Here is an 18,338-nt window from a genome sequence, read left to right on the forward strand (position 1 = left end):
GAGAACCATGCAGACCGCCGAGATCCGCCGCCGTTGGCTCGACTACTTCGGAGAACGCGGTCACACCGTCGTCCCCTCCGCCTCCCTCGTCAGCGACGACCCGAGCCTCCTCTTCACGGTGGCCGGCATGGTGCCGTTCATCCCGTATCTCACCGGTCTCGTGCCGACCCCCTACCCTCGCGCCACCAGCGTGCAGAAGTGCATCCGCACCAACGACATCGAAGAGGTCGGCAAGACCCCGCGGCACGGCACGTTCTTCCAGATGAACGGCAACTTCTCGTTCGGCGACTACTTCAAGGCGGAGGCCATCGGCTACGCATGGGAGCTGCTCACGTCGAGCGAGGCGGACGGCGGACTCGCCTTCGACCCCGCCGACCTCTGGGTCACCGTCTACGAGGAGGACGACGAGGCCATCGCCCTCTGGAAGGACATCGCCGGACTCCCCGACGAGAGGATCCAGCGGCTCGGCAAGGACACGAACTACTGGCACACCGGTCAGCCCGGCCCTGCGGGACCGTGCTCCGAGATCTTCTTCGACCGGGGTCCGGCCTACGGCGCCGACGGCGGCCCGGCGACCGACGACGACCGGTACGTCGAGATCTGGAACCTCGTCTTCATGCAGTACCAGATCGAGAACGTCCGCTCGAAGGTCGACTTCGACATCGTCCGCGAGCTCCCGAACAAGAACATCGACACCGGGATGGGCCTCGAGCGCGTCGCGTTCCTCAAGCAGGGCGTCGACAACATGTACGAGATCGACCAGGTCCGCCCCGTCCTCGACAAGGCCTCCGAACTGTCCGGGCGCCGCTACGGCGCTGTGCACGACGACGACGTCCGCATGCGCATCATCGCGGACCACATCCGCAGCTCGCTCATGCTGCTGTCCGACGGCGTGCGACCGTCCAACGAGGGCCGAGGGTACATCCTCCGCCGACTGCTCCGACGCAGCGTCCGATCGATGCGACTGCTCGGTGTGGACGGCGCGACCTTCCCCGAGCTGTTCCCCGCCTCGCGCGACGCGATGAAGTCCGCGTACCCCGAGGTCGAGGGCGACTTCGACCGCATCTCGCGGCTCGCCTACGCCGAGGAGGAGACCTTCCTGCGCACCCTCGCGGCGGGCACGGCGATCCTCGACGACGCCGTCGTCGACACCCGGGCCTCGAGCTCCGAGAAGACCCCGCGTCTCGCCGGCGACACGGCATTCCTGCTGCACGACACCTTCGGCTTCCCCATCGACCTCACCCTCGAGATCGCCGAAGAGAACGGTCTCACCGTCGACCGCGCCGCCTTCGACACCCTGATGTCGGAGCAGAGGTCGCGGGCCAAGGCCGACGCCAAGTCGCGGAAGGTCGCCCTGGCCGATCTCAGCGTCTACAGCGGGTTCCGCGCTGCGGGTGAGACCGTCTTCACCGGCTATGACGTCCTCGACACCCCGACCCGGGTGCTCGGCATCATCGTCGACGGCGCCTCCGTGGATCGAGCCGTCGCGGGCGACATCGCCGAGGTCATCCTCGCCGAGACGTCGCTCTACGCCGAGTCCGGGGGCCAGGACGCCGACGCGGGCGCCATCGTGGGTGCCGGCTTCGACCTCGAGGTGCTCGACGTGCAGAAGCCCGTCAAGGGGCTGATCAGCCACCGCGTGCAGGTGAGGTCGGGCGAGGTCGGCGTCGGCGACTCGGCCACGAGCGTCGTCGACCCCGTCTACCGGCGCGGCGCGACCCAGGCGCACTCGGCCACGCACCTCATCCACGCTGCGCTCCGCGAGGTTCTCGGGCCCGAGGCCCACCAGGCCGGTTCGTACAACAAGGCCGGCTACATGCGTCTGGACTTCAACTGGAATCAGGCGCTGAGTCCCGCCACCCGCAGCGAGATCGAGGAGGTCGCCAACCGGGCCATCCGCGACGACCTGGGGGTCGTCACGCGTGAGCTCCCCCTCGACGAGGCGCGATCCCTCGGCGCCATGGCCCTCTTCGGCGAGAAGTACGGAGAGACCGTCCGCATGGTCGACATCGGCGGCCCCTGGTCGCGCGAGCTCTGCGCGGGCACCCACGTCTCGACGAGCGCTCAGATCGGCATCATCAACCTCATCAGCGAGACCTCGGTCGGTTCGACGAACCGCCGCGTCGAGTCCCTCGTCGGTCTCGATGCGTTCCGGGAGTTCGCGACCGAACGCGCCATCGTGTCGCAGCTGACCTCGTCGCTCCGCGCGCCGCGCGAACAGCTGGCCGATCGCGTCGGCGATCTCGTCTCGAACCTGAAGTCGGCCGAGAAGCGGATCGCCGAGTTCGAGCGCGCCCACCTGGCGACGAGGGTGCCGGCTCTGGCCGACTCCGCAGCGTCCGTCGGCGACCTCACCGTCGTCGCGGACAGCGTCGGCACGCTCAAGTCCACCGACGAGCTGCGGTCGCTGGTGACGTCGGTCCGCGAACGACTGGGTTCCCAGACCGCGTCGGTCGTCGCCCTCGCGGCCGACGTCGCCGGCAAGCCCGCCGTCATCGTCGCGACCAGCGATGCGGCGCGACGCTCGGGTGCCAAGGCGGGAGCCCTCGCCAAGGGCGCCGCGGCGGTGCTCGGCGGCGGGGGAGGCGGCAAGGACGACCTCGCTCAGGGTGGCGGCTCGGACGTCTCCGCCATCCCTCGCGCGCTCGACGGCATCATCGCCGCCCTGCGCGGCTGAGGCGCGATGCGATCCGGAGTGCGTCTCGGCGTCGACGTGGGCAAGGCCCGCGTCGGCGTCGCCCGCACCGACCCGGGTGCGATGATCGCGACGCCCGTCGAGACCGTGCCCCGTGCCTCCTCGGGCACATCGGACGTCGATGCCATCATGCGTCACGTCCGGGAGCTCGAGGCGATCGAGATCGTGGTGGGACTGCCCCTGTCGCTGGCCGGTCGCGACACGGCCTCGACCGGCGACGCCCGCGCCTTCGCCGACGCCCTCGCCTCGGCCGCCGACGTGCCCGTCCGTCTCGTCGACGAGCGACTCTCGACCGTCAGCGCGCAAGGCGCCCTCCGCGCCTCCGGCCGCAAGGGTCGGACGCAACGATCCGTGATCGATCAAGTGGCCGCTGTTATCATTCTCCAGCACGCGCTCGATCTCGAGCGATCGAGCGGTCGCCCGCCCGGTCAGCTGGTGAGCGCCGCCGACGCCACCGACGGCGCTCGGACGGAACCCGACACCGACGAAGGACGTTGATTCGTGGCCGACGACCCCCCGATGGGACGACATCTTCACGTCGCAGCCCACTCCCGCCGACTCCCGACGTCGAGACGATCGGCAGCCTCCCGGCGAGTCGACGCAGTCCGACCCCGCCACCGAGAGGCCCGCACCCGCTGAGCCGATCGGGTCGCCGCTCCCCGAGTCGCGCAGGGCCCAACGCGAGCGTGAGCGGAGCGCCGCGGCTCGGGAGGTTGCGCCCACGCCGCCCTCGCCCGTGACGCCGTCAGAGGACCGCGAGCCCCGCGACGTCCGCCCCGAGCCGATGGCGGACGACGCGCCCGACGGGCGACGGGCGGGTCGTGAGCCGCGCGGGTCGCGCGGGCGCGACTCTCGAGAACCCCGTGAGCGCGGTCGGCACCGGGGCACGATCATCCTCGTGTCGATCCTCGTCGTGGTGCTCGCCGGAGGGACCGCCGGGGTCTACGCCGCCTGGGGCGCCATCGCCCCGATCGTGGCGCGGTTCAGCGGCGACGAGGCCCCGGCCGACTTCACCGGCTCCGGCAACGGCGAGGAGGTCGACTTCGCCATCGTCGACGGTCAGGTCGGTTCCGACATCGCGGCCAACCTCGCCGACAGCGGGGTGACGAAGAGCTACGAGGCCGCCTACGCGATCCTCCTCACCGACGAGACGCTCACCTTCCAGCCCGGCACCTACGCGCTGCAGAGGGAGATGAGCGCCCAGGCGGCGATCGACGCTCTGCAGGACGACGCGAACCGCATCGTCAACCGGCTCGTCATCCCCGAGGGCACGGCCGCCGTCGACATCTACAGCCTCCTCTCCGAGGCCACGGACATCCCGCTCGAGCAGATCACGGCCGCCGCGGCCGACGTCGCCTCCTTCGGGCTGCCGGCCGAGGCCACCTCCCTCGAGGGCTACCTGTTCCCGGCGACCTACGACCTCGATCCCGATCTGGACGCCCACGGCTACCTCCAGCTGATGGTCGACACGCAGGTCGCCCGCCTGACGGCGCTCGGGGTCCAGCCCGCGGACTACCAGCGCGTCATCACGCTCGCCTCCATCGTGCAGCGCGAGGCCGGTCTCGCGGCCGACTACCCCAAGGTGTCGCGGGTGTTCCTCAACCGCCTCGACGACGGCATGCTGCTGCAGTCCGACGCCACGGTCGCGTACGGGACCGGGAACACCCACCGGGTCACCACCACGGACGAGGAGCGCGGCGACGCGTCGAACCCGTACAACACCTACATGAACGAGGGGCTCCCGGTCGGGCCGATCTCGAACCCCGGCGACCTCGCGCTCGACGCCGCCGTCAAGCCGGCCGACGGAACGTGGCGGTACTTCGTGACCGTGAACCTCGACTCGGGCGAGACGACGTTCTCGACCACCTTCGCCGAGCACGAGGTCGCGGTGGCCCAGTGGCAGGCGTGGATGCGCGAGCACCCCGAGTACCAGTGATCTCCTCGTGAGGAGAGCGCCCCCGGTCGATCGGCCGAGGGCGCTCTCGCGCTGTGGGAGGATTGCTCCCATGCTTCGTTGGTTGACCGCAGGGGAATCACACGGCCCCGAGCTCATCGCCGTCCTCGAGGGGCTCCCCGCGGGGGTGCCCGTCTCGTCGAGCGCGATCAAGTCCGATCTGGCCCGCCGTCGTCTCGGCTACGGCCGCGGCTCGCGCATGAAGTTCGAGCAGGACGAGCTGCACATCTCCGGCGGCGTCCGGCACGGCCTCACCATGGGCGGCCCCGTCGCCCTGCGGGTCGGAAACACCGAGTGGCCCAAGTGGGTCGAGGTGATGAACCCCGAGCCGGTCGAGATCGGCGACGCCTCGCGGGGTCGGAGCGCGCCTCTGACGCGTCCCCGGCCCGGGCACGCTGATCTCGTCGGGATGCAGAAGTACGACTTCGACGAGGCCCGGCCGATCCTCGAACGCGCGAGCGCGCGTGAGACCGCAGCCCGCGTGGCCCTCGGCGCCGTCGCCCGGTCGTTCCTCTCCGAGCTCGGCATCGAGCTCGTCAGCCACACGCTCTCCATCGGCCCGGTCCGCGTCCCCGAGGGCTCGCCCCTCCCGCTGCCGTCCGACCTCGACCGCCTCGACGACGACCCTCTGCGGTGCTTCGACGAGGCGACGAGCGCGGCCATGGTCGACGAGGTCGAGTCCGCCAAGCGCGACGGTGACACGCTCGGCGGGGTCGTCGAGGTCCTGGCCTACGGCGTCCCCCCGGGCCTCGGCTCGCACGTGCACTGGGATCGCCGCCTCGACTCGCAGCTGGCGGCCGCCCTCATGGGCATCCAGGCCATCAAGGGCGTCGAGGTCGGCGACGGATTCGAGACCACCAGGAGGCGCGGGTCGGTCGCGCACGACGAGCTCCACCGGTCGGGCGGAGTCATCTCGCGCGACACCGACCGCGCCGGCGGCACCGAGGGCGGGATGAGCACCGGCACGGTCCTCCGCGTCCGGGCCGGCATGAAGCCGATCGCCACGGTTCCCCGGGCGCTCGCGACCGTCGACGTCACGAGCGGCGAGGAGTCCAAGGCCCACCACCAGCGCTCCGACGTCTGCGCCGTGCCCGCGGCGGGAGTCGTGGCGGAGTCCATGGTCGCCCTCGTCCTGGCCAACTCGGTGCTCGAGAAGTTCGGGGGCGACTCCCTCCGGGAGACGGCCCGCAACCTCCGCGGCTATCTCGACGCGATCCCCGAGAACCTGCGGACCGCCGACGTCAGCGAGCCGCACGAGTCCGACCGACCGTGACACGTCGGCCCGTCGTGCTCATCGGCCCGATGGGCGCCGGCAAGTCGAGCATCGGCAAGAAGCTCGCCCGCCGGCTCGGCTCCCCGTTCGTCGACAGCGACCGGGTCATCGTCCAGCGGCACGGCCCCATCCCCGAGATCTTCGAACGAGACGGCGAGGCCGTGTTCCGCTCTCTGGAGCGTGAGGTCGTCGCCGAGGCGCTCGGCTCCGACGGCGTCGTGTCGCTCGGCGGGGGAGCCGTCCTCGACGGGTCCACCCGCGCCTCCCTGGCGGGCCTGCCCGTCGTGATGCTCACCGTCAGCGCCTCCGCCGTCGAGTCCCGGCTCGCCGGCGGATCCCGCCCACTGCTCGCGCGAGGGGGGATCGACGCCTGGCGCGCGATCGCCGCCGAACGCGATCCCGTCTACCGCGACGTGGCCTCGGTCGTCGTCGACACGTCCCATCGCCCGGTCTCGTCGGTCGTCGACGACATCGTGGCCTGGCTCGACCCCGAGAGAGGTACCCCGTGACCGAACAGCCCACCACGACGACGATCCGCGTCGGAGGCGACGCCCCGTACGACGTCCACGTCGGGCGCGGCCTCGTATCGGGACTCCCGGCCCTCCTGCCCCCGCAGGCGAAGAAGGTGCTCATCGTGCACGCCCCGACGCTCGGCCGCAAGGCGAACGAGGTGCGCGAGACCCTCGTCGAGGCGGGGTACGAGGCGCTCATCGCCGAGGTCCCCGACGCCGAGGACGCCAAGCGCGTCGAGGTCGCGGCGTTCTGCTGGCAGGTCCTCGGGCAGGCCGACTTCACCCGGACGGACGTCGTCCTCGGGCTCGGCGGCGGGGCGATCACCGACCTCGCCGGATTTGTCGCCGCGACCTGGCTGCGCGGCGTCGCCCTCGTGCAGGTCCCCACGAGCGTCCTGGGCATGGTCGACGCCAGCGTCGGCGGCAAGACCGGCATCAACACGGCCGAGGGCAAGAACCTCGTCGGGGCCTTCCACCCGCCCATCGCCGTCCTGGCCGACCTCGACATGCTCGACACCCTGTCGAAGAACGAGATCCTCGCGGGCTTCGCCGAGATCGTGAAGGCCGGGTTCATCGCCGAGCCCGAGATCCTCGACATCGTCGAGGCCGACGTCGACCGCGCGACCGACCCGTCGACGCCCGAGTTCCGGCGCGTGGTGGAGCTCTCGATCGCTCTCAAGGCGCGGGTGGTGGGCGAGGATCTCACCGAGCAGGGGCTCCGCGAGATCCTGAACTACGGACACACCCTCGGGCACGCGGTCGAGCACGCCGAGCGCTACCAGTGGCGTCACGGCGCGGCCGTCTCGGTCGGAATGGTCTTCGCGGCCGAGCTCGCACGCCTCACGGGTCGGCTCTCGGACGAGGCGGTCGACCGCCACCGCCGGATCCTCGAATCCCTGACCCTGCCCGTCAGCTATCCGCTGGGCCGCTGGAACACCCTCCTCGCGACCATGCAGCGCGACAAGAAGGCGCGGGCGGGCATGCTCCGGTTCATCGTCCTCGATGGGATCGGCAGGCCGACCGTCATCCAGGGACCCGACCAGAGCCTGCTCTTCGCGGCCTATCAGGAGATCGGGTCCTGACCGGCCGGTAGCGCTGCCTCGCCCGTCGCCGCATGGGTGTCCGCTACACTCGTCGGTGGCCTCATCGGGCCGTCAACTCCCCGACTCCGAACGGATCCCTCGCGCATGGCGACTACCAACGACATCAAGAACGGTGCCGTCCTCAACCTCGACGGACAGCTCTGGAACGTGATCGAGTTCCAGCACGTCAAGCCGGGCAAGGGTGGGGCGTTCGTCCGGACCAAGATGAAGAACGTCATGTCGGGCAAGGTGGTCGACAAGACCTTCAACGCCGGCACGAAGATCGACTTCGCCAACGTCGACCGCCGCGAGTTCACGTACCTCTACGCCGAGGCCGACGGCTACGTCTTCATGGACACCAGCGACTACGACCAGATCAACGTGCCCGCCACGGTCGTCGGCGACGCCAAGAACTTCATGCTCGAGAACCAGAACGTCCAGATGGCGCTGCACGACGGCACGCCGCTCTACATCGAGCTGCCCGCCTCGGTCATCCTCGAGGTCACCTACACCGAGCCCGGTCTGCAGGGCGACCGGTCGACGGGCGGCACGAAGTCGGCCACCGTCGAGACCGGCTACGAGATCCAGGTCCCGCTCTTCCTCGAGAACGGCACGAAGGTCAAGGTCGACACCCGCGACGGCAGCTACCTCGGCCGCGTTAGCTAGTCGGGGTCGTCGACCGCAGTGAGTGCCCGTACCAAAGCGCGCAAGCGCGCCCTCGACGTCCTGTACGTCGCCGACATCCGCGAGATCAGCATGGCCGACGCCCTCGTCATGGAGACCACGCGGGCCATGGCCCAGCCCGAGCGGAACTCGAGCTGGGGTTACGCCCGCGAGATCGTGCAGGGCGTCATCGACCACCGTTCCGAGATCGACGAGCTCATCGAGACGTACTCGCAGGGCTGGTCGCTCAATCGCATGCCGACGCTCGACCGGGCGATCCTGCGCATCGGCATCTGGGAGCTCGGCCACAACGACGAGATCCCCGATCACGTGGCGATCAGCGAGGCCGTCGAGCTGGCGCAGTCGCTCAGCACCGACGACTCGGCGGTCTTCGTCAACGGTCTGCTCGGACGGATCGCCGCCAGCAGCTAGGCTGGATCCCGGTCGGATCGCGGCATCAGCGGCGATCCTCGAAATCCATGACATCCGACATCCTTTAAGTTCCGTCCCGAGAGGCGGGGAAGGGGGTCCGATTGAGCACACGCACCGTGCTGAGTCAGGCTGACATCACGCGCGCACTGACGCGCATCTCCCACGAGATCCTCGAGTCGAACCGCGGGGCCGCCGATCTGGTCGTCCTGGGCATCCCGACCCGGGGCGTCGTCCTCGCCGAGCGGATCGCGGCGTCGCTCGAGAGCATCTCCGGCGGATCGGTGCCCGTGGGCACCGTCGACGTGACCATGTACCGCGACGACCTCCGGCGACAGCCGACCCGCGCCTCCCGCCCGACGTCGTTGCCCGTCGGCGGCATCGACGGCAAGACGGTCGTCCTCGTCGACGACGTCCTGTACTCGGGGCGCACCATCCGGGCTGCGCTCGACGCGCTCAGCTCGCTCGGGCGTCCCCGTGCCGTCCGACTGGCCGTGCTGGTCGATCGCGGGCACCGCGAACTGCCGATCCGCGCCGACTTCGTGGGCAAGAACCTGCCGACCTCGACGTCCGAGCGCATCTTCGTGCGCGTGCTCGGCGTCGACGACGACGAGCTCGTGGCGATCGAAGGAGGCGCGTCGTCGGTCGACGACGCCACCGGCGGGGAGACGTCGTGAGGCATCTGCTCAGCACGGCCGACCTCGCTCTGGACGACGCCCTGCGCATCCTCGACATCGCCGAGGACATGGCCGACGTCAGCACGCGCGAGGTGCGGAAGCTGCCGACGCTCCGAGGCACGACGGTCGTCAACCTCTTCTACGAAGACAGCACCCGCACCCGCATCTCGTTCGAGGCGGCGGCGAAGCGGCTCAGCGCCGACGTCATCAACTTCGCAGCGAAGGGATCGAGCGTCTCGAAGGGGGAGTCCCTCAAGGACACCGCGCAGACCCTCGCTGCCATGGGGGCGGACGGCATCGTCATCCGCCACCCGTCCTCCGGCGCGCCGCGGGTCCTCGCCGACAGCGGCTGGGTGGAGGCCGCGGTCGTCAACGCCGGCGACGGCACCCACGAGCACCCGACGCAGGCTCTGCTGGACGCCTTCACGATGCGGCGCCGGCTCCATGGGGCGGCCAGTCGGGGTCGCGACCTCGACGGACTCCGCGTCGTGATCGTCGGCGACATCCTGCACTCGCGGGTCGCCCGGTCGAACGCCTGGCTCCTGCGGACACTCGGGGCGCACGTCTCCGTCGTCGCGCCTCCCACGCTCCTCCCCGTCGACGTCAGCCGGTTCGGCGTCGACGTCTACTACGACCTCGACGAGGCGCTCGCCCGCGTCCGGCCCGACGTGGTGATGATGCTGCGCATCCAGCAGGAGCGCATGAACGAGGCGTTCTTCCCGAACGCCCGCGAGTACGCCCGATCCTGGGGCCTCAGCGCCGCCCGCTTCCGCTCACTGCCCGCGACCGCGATCGTGATGCACCCCGGCCCCATGAACCGCGGCCTCGAGATCAGCGACGAGGCCGCCGACTCACCCCGTTCGACCGTCCGCGAGCAGGTCGCCAACGGCGTCGCCGTGCGGATGGCCGTGCTCTACCTGACCCTCGCCGGCGACCGGGAGGACTCCCTGTGACCACCACGACCACCCACCTGATCCGCGCCGTCGAGACGGTCGAGGGAACGCGCACCGACGTGCTCGTCCGCGACGGAGTCGTCGTCGAACTCGGGTCGGGCCTCAGCGCCGCGGGCGCGTCGATCGTCGACGCCGACGGCCTGCTGGTCCTGCCCGGGCTCGTGGACCTCCACACGCACCTCCGCGAGCCGGGCGGCGAAGGCAGCGAGACCGTGCTCACCGGTTCGCGGGCCGCTGCCGCCGGCGGCTTCACCGCGGTGAACGCCATGGCGAACTCGTCGCCCGTCGCCGACACCGCCGGCGTCGTCGAGCAGGTCCAGGCGCTCGGCGACCGTGCGGGTTACGTCACCGTCCGGCCGATCGGCGCCGTGTCGCGGGGGCTCGAGGGGACGCACCTCTCCGAGATCGGCGCCATGGCCCGCTCACGAGCCGCCGTCCGGGTCTTCTCCGACGACGGCCACTGCGTCAGCGATCCGCTGCTGATGCGCCGGGCCCTCGAGTACGTGAAGGGCTTCGGGGGAGTCGTCGCCCAGCACGCGCAGGAACCCCGACTGACCGTCGGCGCCCAGATGAACGAGGGTGCGCTGTCGGCAGAGCTCGGCCTCGCGGGCTGGCCCGCCGTCGCCGAAGAGGCCATCATCGCGCGCGATGTGCTCCTCGCGGATCACGTCGGTGCCCGGCTGCACGTCTGTCACGTCTCGACGGCGGGCAGCGTCGAGGTGATCCGGTGGGCGAAGTCCCGCGGAATCGACGTCACCGCCGAGGTCACGCCCCACCACCTGCTGCTGACGGAGGACCTCGTCGCCGGCTACGACTCGCGGTTCAAGGTGAACCCGCCGCTGCGCGGACACGACGACGTCGAGGCCCTCCGGGCCGCCCTCGCCGACGGGACGATCGACATCGTGGCGACCGACCACGCGCCCCACACCTCCGAGGCGAAGTGCTGCGAGTGGGACTCCGCCGCCAACGGCATGGTCGGGCTCGAGACCGCGCTGCCGGTCGTGCAGCGCACCATGGTCGACACGGGCCTCATCGGCTGGGCCGACGTCGCCCGGATCATGTCGACGACGCCGGCCGTGATCGGGCGCGTGGCGGGCCAGGGTCGGCCGTTGGCGGTCGGCGAGCCGGCCGAGCTGACGCTCTACGATCGGAGCGTGACCCGCACCTTCTCCGTCGACCATCTGGCGGGCAAGAGCGTGAACTCGCCCTTCATCGACTACGACCTGCCGGGCCAGGTCATGGCGACCTTCCACCAGGGCTATGCCACCGTCGAGTCCGGTCGGGTCGTCGAGACCGAGACGGTGGCGCGCGCCGCGGCGGGGGTCGCCGCCCGTCGGCTCGCGATCGAGACGGGGGCGTCGACCCGATGACCTACTGGTGGATCGGCCTCGGCATCCTCGTCCTGCTCGCCGCGCTCATCTGGCAGATGGCGCGCTCATGGCGTGCTCGGGGGCGGCGTCAGTCCGACATCGCGCTCCCCGAGATCGCCCCCTCGGCGCTCGGATCGACCCGGGTCGAGACGGACGGCTTCTACGTGGCCACCTCCCGAGCGGGTGATCCGCTCGACCGCATCGTCGTCGGAGGCCTCGGCTTCCGCGGTCGTGCGGTGGTCTCCGTCCACCCCGAGGGGGTCCGCCTCGAGATCGCCGGCGAGCCCGCGAAGCTGATCCGCGCCTCCTCGATCCGCGACGTCGGACGGGCCACCTGGACCATCGACCGGGTCGTCGAAGAGGGTGGTCTCGTCCTCATCGCCTGGACCCTCGGCGAGACCGACGTCGACACCTACCTGCGCATCCTCGACGACCCGACCGCCGTCGTCGACCGCGTCCGCGAACTCATCCCCACGGCCCCCCGGGCCGAGACCAGCACTGGAGAGAAGCCTTGACCGAAAAAGCCGTCCTTGTCCTCGAAGACGGATCCCGCCACGTCGGGCTCGCCTACGGCGCCGTCGGCCGCACTCTCGGCGAGGTCGTCTTCGCCACCGGCATGACCGGCTACCAGGAGACTCTGACCGACCCCTCGTACGCCGGCCAGATCGTCGTCATGACGGCACCGCACATCGGGAACACCGGGGTCAACGACACGGATCCCGAGTCCCGCCGCATCTGGGTCGCCGGTTACGTCGTCCGCGACGCCAGCCGGGTCGTCTCCAACCATCGCGCGCAGGGCAGCCTCGACGACCAGCTCGTCGGCGACGGCGTGGTGGGCATCCGCGGCATCGACACCCGGGCCGTGACCCGCAGGCTCCGCGACGCGGGTTCCATGAAGGGCGGCGTGTTCAGCGGCCCCGACGCCGAGCTCGATCCCGCCGAGCAGCTCGCCCTCGTCACGGCGGGGGCCGGCATGCGCGGTCTCAACCTCTCGAGCCGGGTCTCGACCCTCGAGCCCTACGTCGTCGAGCCCGTCGGCGAGCGCATCGGCTCGGTGGCCGTCCTCGACCTCGGCGTCAAGACGTCGACCCTGCGGTACCTCGCCCAGCGCGGCTTCGAGGTGCACGTCCTGCCGCAGTCCACGACGCTCGACGAGCTGCGCGCGCTCGGACCCGACGCGCTCTTCTACTCCAACGGCCCCGGCGACCCGGCGGCGAGCGACTCGCAGGTCGAGCTGCTCCAGGGGGCGCTGCGCGACGGCCTGCCCTACTTCGGCATCTGCTTCGGCAACCAGCTCTTCGGCCGCGCGCTCGGCTTCGGCACCTACAAGCTGCCCTTCGGTCACCGCGGCATCAACCAGCCCGTGCTCGACAAGACGACGAACCGCGTCGAGATCACGAGCCAGAACCACGGCTTCGCGGTCGACGCGCCCATCGAGGGCGTCCTCGACTCTCCGGCCGGATTCGGTCGCGTCGAGGTCAGCCACTACAGCCTCAACGACCAGGTCGTCGAGGGACTCCGCGCTCTCGACATCCCGGCCTTCTCCGTGCAGTACCACCCCGAGGCCGCCGCCGGCCCGCACGACAGCAACCACCTCTTCGACCGCTTCCGCGAGGCGGTCGTCGCACGATCCCACGGCGAGTCCGTCGACTTCGGCTCCGACATCGAAAGCAGCAACTGATGCCCAAGCGCGCTGACATCAACTCCGTCCTCGTCATCGGCTCCGGGCCGATCGTCATCGGCCAGGCGGCCGAGTTCGACTACTCCGGCACGCAGGCCTGCCGTGTGCTCCGTGAAGAGGGGGTGCGCGTCATCCTCGTCAACCCGAACCCGGCGACGATCATGACCGACCCCGACTTCGCCGACGCGACCTACATCGAGCCCATCACGTCCGAGGTGCTCGAGGCGATCATCGTGAAGGAGCGCCCCGACGCGATCCTCCCCACCCTCGGCGGACAGACGGCGCTGAACGCGGCCATCAAGCTCGACGAGGAGGGGATCCTCGCCAAGCACGGCGTCGAGCTGATCGGCGCCAAGGTCGAGGCCATCAAGAAGGGCGAGGACCGCCAGCTCTTCAAGGACCTCGTGCTCGAGTCGGGCGCCGACGTCGCCAAGTCGTACATCGCGCGGACGGTCGAGCAGGCCGTCGACTACGCCGAGGACCTGGGGTACCCCCTCGTCATCCGACCGTCGTACACGATGGGCGGTCTCGGCTCCGGCTTCGCCTACACGCGCGACGAGCTCGTCCGCATGGTCACCGATGGCCTGCACCAGAGCCCCACCACCGAGGTCCTCCTCGAAGAGAGCATCCTCGGCTGGAAGGAGTACGAGCTCGAGATGATGCGCGACACGGCCGACAACACCGTCGTCGTCTGCTCGATCGAGAACGTCGACCCCGTCGGGGTCCACACCGGCGACAGCATCACCGTCGCGCCGGCGCTCACCCTGACCGACCGCGAGTATCAGAACCTGCGCGACATCAGCATCGACATCATCCGTCGCGTCGGCGTCGACACCGGCGGGTGCAACATCCAGTTCGCCATCGACCCGTCGAACGGCCGGGTGATCGTCATCGAGATGAACCCGCGCGTGTCGCGCTCCAGCGCCCTCGCGTCGAAGGCGACGGGCTTCCCCATCGCGAAGATCGCCGCGAAGCTGGCTCTCGGGTACCGCCTCGACGAGATCCCCAACGACATCACGAAGGTGACCCCCGCCTCCTTCGAGCCCACGCTCGACTACGTCGTCGTCAAGGTCCCGCGCTTCGCGTTCGAGAAGTTCCCGGCCGCCGACACGACCCTCAGCACGACCATGAAGAGCGTGGGCGAGGCCATGGCCCTCGGTCGCAACTTCTCGCAGGCGCTGCAGAAGGCGCTGCGCTCGCTCGAGAAGCGCGGCTCGAGCTTCCACTGGCAGGGCGAGCCCGGAGACAAGGAGGCGCTGCTCGCGTTGGCCGCGACGCCGACCGATGGTCGCATCGTCACGGTCCAGCAGGCCCTCCGCGCGGGTGCGACGGCCGACGAGGTCTTCGAGGCCACGAAGATCGACCCGTGGTTCGTGGATCAGATCGTGCTCATCAACGAGGTCGCCGAGACCGTGGCGAGCGCGGGGTCCCTCGACGCCGAGACGATCGCCTTCGCGAAGGACCACGGTTTCAGCGACGTGCAGCTGGGTCAGCTGCGCGGCGTGTCCGAGCAGCAGGTGCGCGACGAGCGCCACGGGCTCGGCGTCCGTCCCGTCTTCAAGACGGTCGACACGTGCGCGGGGGAGTTCCCTGCCCTGACGCCGTACCACTACTCGAGCTACGACGTCGAGACCGAGGTCGTCGCGAGCGATCGCCGCAAGGTCATCATCCTCGGCTCGGGTCCGAACCGAATCGGGCAGGGGGTCGAGTTCGACTACTCGTGCGTGCACGCCAGCTTCGCGCTCGGCGACGCCGGCTTCGAGACCATCATGATCAACTGCAACCCCGAGACCGTCTCGACCGACTACGACACGAGCGACCGGCTCTACTTCGAGCCGCTGACCCTCGAGGACGTCCTCGAGGTGGTTCACGCCGAGAGCGCGAGCGGCGAGCTCGTCGGCGTCGTCGTGCAGCTCGGCGGTCAGACCGCGCTGGGCCTCGCGAAGGGGCTGGAGGCGGCCGGCGTCCCCATCCTCGGCACGACACCCGACGCGATCGACTCGGCCGAAGAACGGGGCCTCTTCCAGGGCATCCTCGACGCGGCGGGTCTCCTCGCACCTCGGAACGGCACGGCCACCGACTACGAGAGCGCCGTCGCGGTCGCCGAGGAGATCGGCTATCCCGTCCTGGTCCGCCCGTCGTACGTGCTCGGCGGGCGCGGCATGGAGATCGTCTACGACAGCCCCTCGCTGGCCGACTACTTCGTGCGCGTCGAGGACCAGGCGATCATCGGACCCGATGCTCCGCTGCTGGTCGACCGGTTCCTCGACGACGCCGTCGAGATCGACGTCGACGCCCTCTACGACGGCACCGAGCTGTACGTCGGCGGCATCATGGAGCACATCGAGGAGGCCGGCATCCACTCCGGCGACTCGAGCTGCACGCTCCCGCCCGTGACGCTCGGCAAGGGCGAGATCGATCGGGTCCGCGCGGCGACCCTCGAGATCGCCCGCGGGATCGGGGTGTCGGGTCTGCTCAACGTGCAGTTCGCGATCGCCGCCGGCGTCCTGTACGTCATCGAGGCGAACCCCCGCGCGAGTCGCACCGTCCCCTTCGTCTCGAAGGCCCTCGGCATCCCCCTCGCGAAGGCGGCGTCGCTGATCATGGTCGGACAGAGCGTCCGCGAGCTGGTCGACAACGGTCTGCTGCCCGCTCTCGACGGCTCGGACGTCCCTCTCGACTCGCCGATCTCGGTGAAGGAGGCGGTGCTGCCCTTCAAGCGCTTCCGCACGAAGGACGGTCAGATCGTCGACAGCGTGCTCAGCCCCGAGATGCGTTCCACGGGCGAGGTCATGGGCATCGACCGCGACTTCCCCCGGGCGTTCGCCAAGAGCCAGACCGCGGCCTACGGCGGGCTGCCGACCTCGGGCACCGTCTTCGTCAGCGTCGCGGACCGCGACAAGCGGGCGATCGTCCTGCCGGTGCTCCGCCTGCAGCAGCTGGGTTTCCGCATCCTCGCGACGGAGGGGACGGCCACCGTCCTCGTCCGCAACGGCATCACGGCCGACACGGTGGCCAAGTTCAGCGCCGGCGGGCACTCGGTGGTCGACCTGATCAACGCCGACGAGGTGGACATCGTCATCAACACGCCGAGCGGGTCGAGCGCCCGCGCCGACGGGTACGAGATCCGGGCCGCGACCGTGGCCGCCGACAAGGCGCTGTTCACGACCATCGCCCAGCTGGGTGCGGCCGTGGCCTCGATCGAGGCAGTGCAGAGCGAGCTCGAGGTGACGAGCCTTCAAGACTACGGTCTGGCGCGGGCGGCCCGCCGGTGACGGCGGGCACGGTCCTGCCGCCGTTCGGTGAGCGCCTCGTCGAGGTCGTCGGACGCTCCGGCCCGCTGTGCGTCGGCATCGACCCGCACGGGCACCTCCTCGATGCCTGGGGGCTGTCGCGCGGCGCCGACGGCGTCCGCGAGTTCGGTCTGCGGGTCGTCGAGGCCGTCTGGCGAGGAGGCGCGGGGATCGTCAAGCCGCAGGTCGCGTTCTACGAGCGCTGGGGTTCGGCCGGCTTCGCCGCGTTGGAGGACGTCCTCGACGCCGCGCGTCAGGCCGGGCTGCTGGTCGTCGGCGACGCGAAGCGAGGTGACATCGGCAGCACGATGGACGCCTACGGGGACGCCTGGTTCGACACCGGCTCGCCCCTCCGCGTCGACGCGCTGACCGTGTCGCCGTATCTGGGGTTCGCCTCGATGACGGGTCTGGTCGCGAGGGCGCGTCGTTCGGGCGCGGGCCTCTTCGTGCTCGGGGCGACATCGAACCCGGAGGCGCGGGTCACCCAGTCCGCGCGGCGCACCGACCCGGACGGCACGGTCCGCACCGTCGCGGGCGGTATCGTCGACGACGTGCTGCACGACAACCAGAACGCCGGAGAGACCCGGTTCGGCTCGGTGGGGCTGGTGCTCGGCGCGACGGTCGACCTGGTCGACGCCGGGATCGACGTCGACCTCCTGACCACCACGCCAATCCTCGCGCCCGGATTCGGTCATCAGGGCGCCCGCTACCGCGACATCCCCTCCCTCTTCGGGTCGGCCTCGCGGTCCGTCCTCGTGTCGACGTCGCGGGCTCTGCTCGACCGGGGTCCGGCCGGGCTCGCCGACGCCGTCCGTCGTGACTCGGATGAGATCCGCCGATGCCTCGTCTGACGCCGCCGCCGGTGGACCGCGCCGCGGCCGCTCGTGCCGCCGTCGCCGCACGGAGGGGCCGCGCCGCCGTGAAGTCGGCGGTCGCCGACCGTCGGCGACCGGCCCTCGACGTGGCCGAGGCCGCGTGGGCGGGGGAGCCCACGGCACCCGAGGCGACCCTCCGGGTCCGCGAACTGCTGACGAGCATGCCCGGCATCGGTCCCACCCGCGCCGCACGCATCATGGCCGAGCTCGGGATCGCCGAGTCGAAGCGGGTCGGCGGCCTCGGCGTCCGTCAGCGGCGGACGCTGGGGGACTGGCTCGCGCACCGCGAGGTCCGCGGTCGTCTGCGCTCGCGTCTCGTCGTGCTGGCCGGGCCGACGGCCGTGGGCAAGGGCACGGTGTCGGCGCACATCCGCGACAACTACCCCGACGTCCATCTGTCGATCTCCGCCACGACGCGCGCACCGCGGCCGGGTGAGGTCGACGGCGTCCACTACTACTTCGTGGACGACGCCGAGTTCGACCGCATGATCCGCGACCGGGAGCTGCTCGAGTACGCGACGGTGCACAACTCCTACCGGTACGGCACACCCCGGCCCCCCATCGACGCCGCGCTCCGCGACGGTCGGAGCGTCCTTCTCGAGATCGATCTGCAGGGAGCGCGACTCGTGCGGGCCGCCATGCCCGAGGCCGTGCTCGTCTTCCTGCTGCCGCCCACCTGGGACGAACTGGTCCGCAGACTGATCGGCCGGGGCACGGAGGACGCCGCCGAGCAGCACCGTCGACTCGAGACGGCCAAGGTCGAGCTCGCCGCTCAAGACGAGTTCGACGTCAAGGTCGTGAACCACGACGTGGCCGAAGCGGCCCGCGAGGTCGTAGAATTGATGACTGCGTCCGACGACGCGCCTCCGCGCGACTGATCG

The 18,338-nt window shown here is 70.6% G+C and carries 16 protein-coding genes; all 16 read left to right on the forward strand.

The window, feature by feature from the left end; genetic code table 11:
• Window positions 1-7 precede the first annotated feature (7 nt).
• The 16 genes from alaS to gmk all read left to right on the forward strand — a co-directional run bounded on the left by alaS (window position 8) and on the right by gmk (window position 18,335).
• Window positions 8-2,677 carry an alanine--tRNA ligase gene (alaS, locus tag ASF17_RS07565; protein ID WP_055797330.1) on the forward strand — a complete coding sequence of 890 codons (2,670 nt, stop codon included), beginning with the start codon at window positions 8-10 and terminating at the stop codon, window positions 2,675-2,677.
• Window positions 2,678-2,683: 6 nt separating this feature from the next.
• Window positions 2,684-3,193, forward strand: coding sequence for a Holliday junction resolvase RuvX (ruvX, locus tag ASF17_RS07570; RefSeq protein ID WP_055797333.1), 510 nt, complete (start codon window positions 2,684-2,686; stop codon window positions 3,191-3,193).
• A gap of 400 nt (window positions 3,194-3,593) precedes the next feature.
• Window positions 3,594-4,631: an endolytic transglycosylase MltG gene (gene mltG / locus ASF17_RS07575; protein WP_055797339.1), complete on the forward strand. Its 1,038-nt coding sequence runs from the start codon at window positions 3,594-3,596 to the stop codon at window positions 4,629-4,631.
• 70 nt (window positions 4,632-4,701) lie between these two features.
• Window positions 4,702-5,922, forward strand: coding sequence for a chorismate synthase (gene aroC / locus ASF17_RS07580; protein WP_055797342.1), 1,221 nt, complete (start codon window positions 4,702-4,704; stop codon window positions 5,920-5,922).
• Window positions 5,919-6,431: a shikimate kinase gene (locus tag ASF17_RS07585; protein WP_235476424.1), complete on the forward strand. Its 513-nt coding sequence runs from the start codon at window positions 5,919-5,921 to the stop codon at window positions 6,429-6,431. The genes aroC and ASF17_RS07585 overlap by 4 nt, the downstream gene beginning before the upstream one ends.
• Complete coding sequence (gene aroB, locus ASF17_RS07590; RefSeq protein ID WP_055797344.1) at window positions 6,428-7,516, forward strand: 3-dehydroquinate synthase; 1,089 nt, start codon at window positions 6,428-6,430, stop codon at window positions 7,514-7,516. The genes ASF17_RS07585 and aroB overlap by 4 nt, the downstream gene beginning before the upstream one ends.
• A 105-nt stretch (window positions 7,517-7,621) precedes the next feature.
• Window positions 7,622-8,182 (forward strand): elongation factor P, encoded by a 561-nt coding sequence (gene efp / locus ASF17_RS07595; protein ID WP_055797347.1) that lies wholly within the window; start codon window positions 7,622-7,624, stop codon window positions 8,180-8,182.
• Window positions 8,183-8,200: 18 nt separating this feature from the next.
• Window positions 8,201-8,611, forward strand: a complete 411-nt coding sequence (nusB, locus tag ASF17_RS07600; protein ID WP_055797350.1) for a transcription antitermination factor NusB — start codon at window positions 8,201-8,203, stop codon at window positions 8,609-8,611.
• Between the two features lie 101 nt (window positions 8,612-8,712).
• Window positions 8,713-9,285 (forward strand): bifunctional pyr operon transcriptional regulator/uracil phosphoribosyltransferase PyrR, encoded by a 573-nt coding sequence (gene pyrR / locus ASF17_RS07605; protein WP_055797353.1) that lies wholly within the window; start codon window positions 8,713-8,715, stop codon window positions 9,283-9,285.
• A complete protein-coding gene (locus tag ASF17_RS07610) occupies window positions 9,282-10,238 on the forward strand; it encodes an aspartate carbamoyltransferase catalytic subunit (protein WP_055797356.1) in 957 nt (318 codons plus the stop codon). The genes pyrR and ASF17_RS07610 overlap by 4 nt, the downstream gene beginning before the upstream one ends.
• Window positions 10,235-11,608: a dihydroorotase gene (locus tag ASF17_RS07615; RefSeq protein ID WP_082475148.1), complete on the forward strand. Its 1,374-nt coding sequence runs from the start codon at window positions 10,235-10,237 to the stop codon at window positions 11,606-11,608. Before ASF17_RS07610 ends, ASF17_RS07615 begins: the two co-directional genes overlap by 4 nt.
• A complete protein-coding gene (locus ASF17_RS07620; protein ID WP_055797360.1) occupies window positions 11,605-12,123 on the forward strand; it encodes a PH-like domain-containing protein in 519 nt (172 codons plus the stop codon). Before ASF17_RS07615 ends, ASF17_RS07620 begins: the two co-directional genes overlap by 4 nt.
• Complete coding sequence (carA, locus tag ASF17_RS07625) at window positions 12,120-13,289, forward strand: glutamine-hydrolyzing carbamoyl-phosphate synthase small subunit (RefSeq protein WP_055797364.1); 1,170 nt, start codon at window positions 12,120-12,122, stop codon at window positions 13,287-13,289. The genes ASF17_RS07620 and carA overlap by 4 nt, the downstream gene beginning before the upstream one ends.
• The gene (gene carB / locus ASF17_RS07630; protein WP_055797366.1) at window positions 13,289-16,564 is read left to right on the forward strand and encodes a carbamoyl-phosphate synthase large subunit; all 3,276 of its coding nucleotides are present in this window, start codon (window positions 13,289-13,291) and stop codon (window positions 16,562-16,564) included. The genes carA and carB overlap by 1 nt, the downstream gene beginning before the upstream one ends.
• Window positions 16,561-17,433 (forward strand): orotidine-5'-phosphate decarboxylase, encoded by an 873-nt coding sequence (gene pyrF, locus ASF17_RS07635; RefSeq protein WP_235476425.1) that lies wholly within the window; start codon window positions 16,561-16,563, stop codon window positions 17,431-17,433. The genes carB and pyrF overlap by 4 nt, the downstream gene beginning before the upstream one ends.
• Window positions 17,421-18,335, forward strand: coding sequence for a guanylate kinase (gene gmk, locus ASF17_RS07640; RefSeq protein WP_055797369.1), 915 nt, complete (start codon window positions 17,421-17,423; stop codon window positions 18,333-18,335). Before pyrF ends, gmk begins: the two co-directional genes overlap by 13 nt.
• The last annotated feature ends 3 nt before the right edge of the window (window positions 18,336-18,338 follow it).

This window comes from Frigoribacterium sp. Leaf263, from assembly GCF_001422285.1.
Lineage (GTDB): Bacteria > Actinomycetota > Actinomycetes > Actinomycetales > Microbacteriaceae > Frigoribacterium.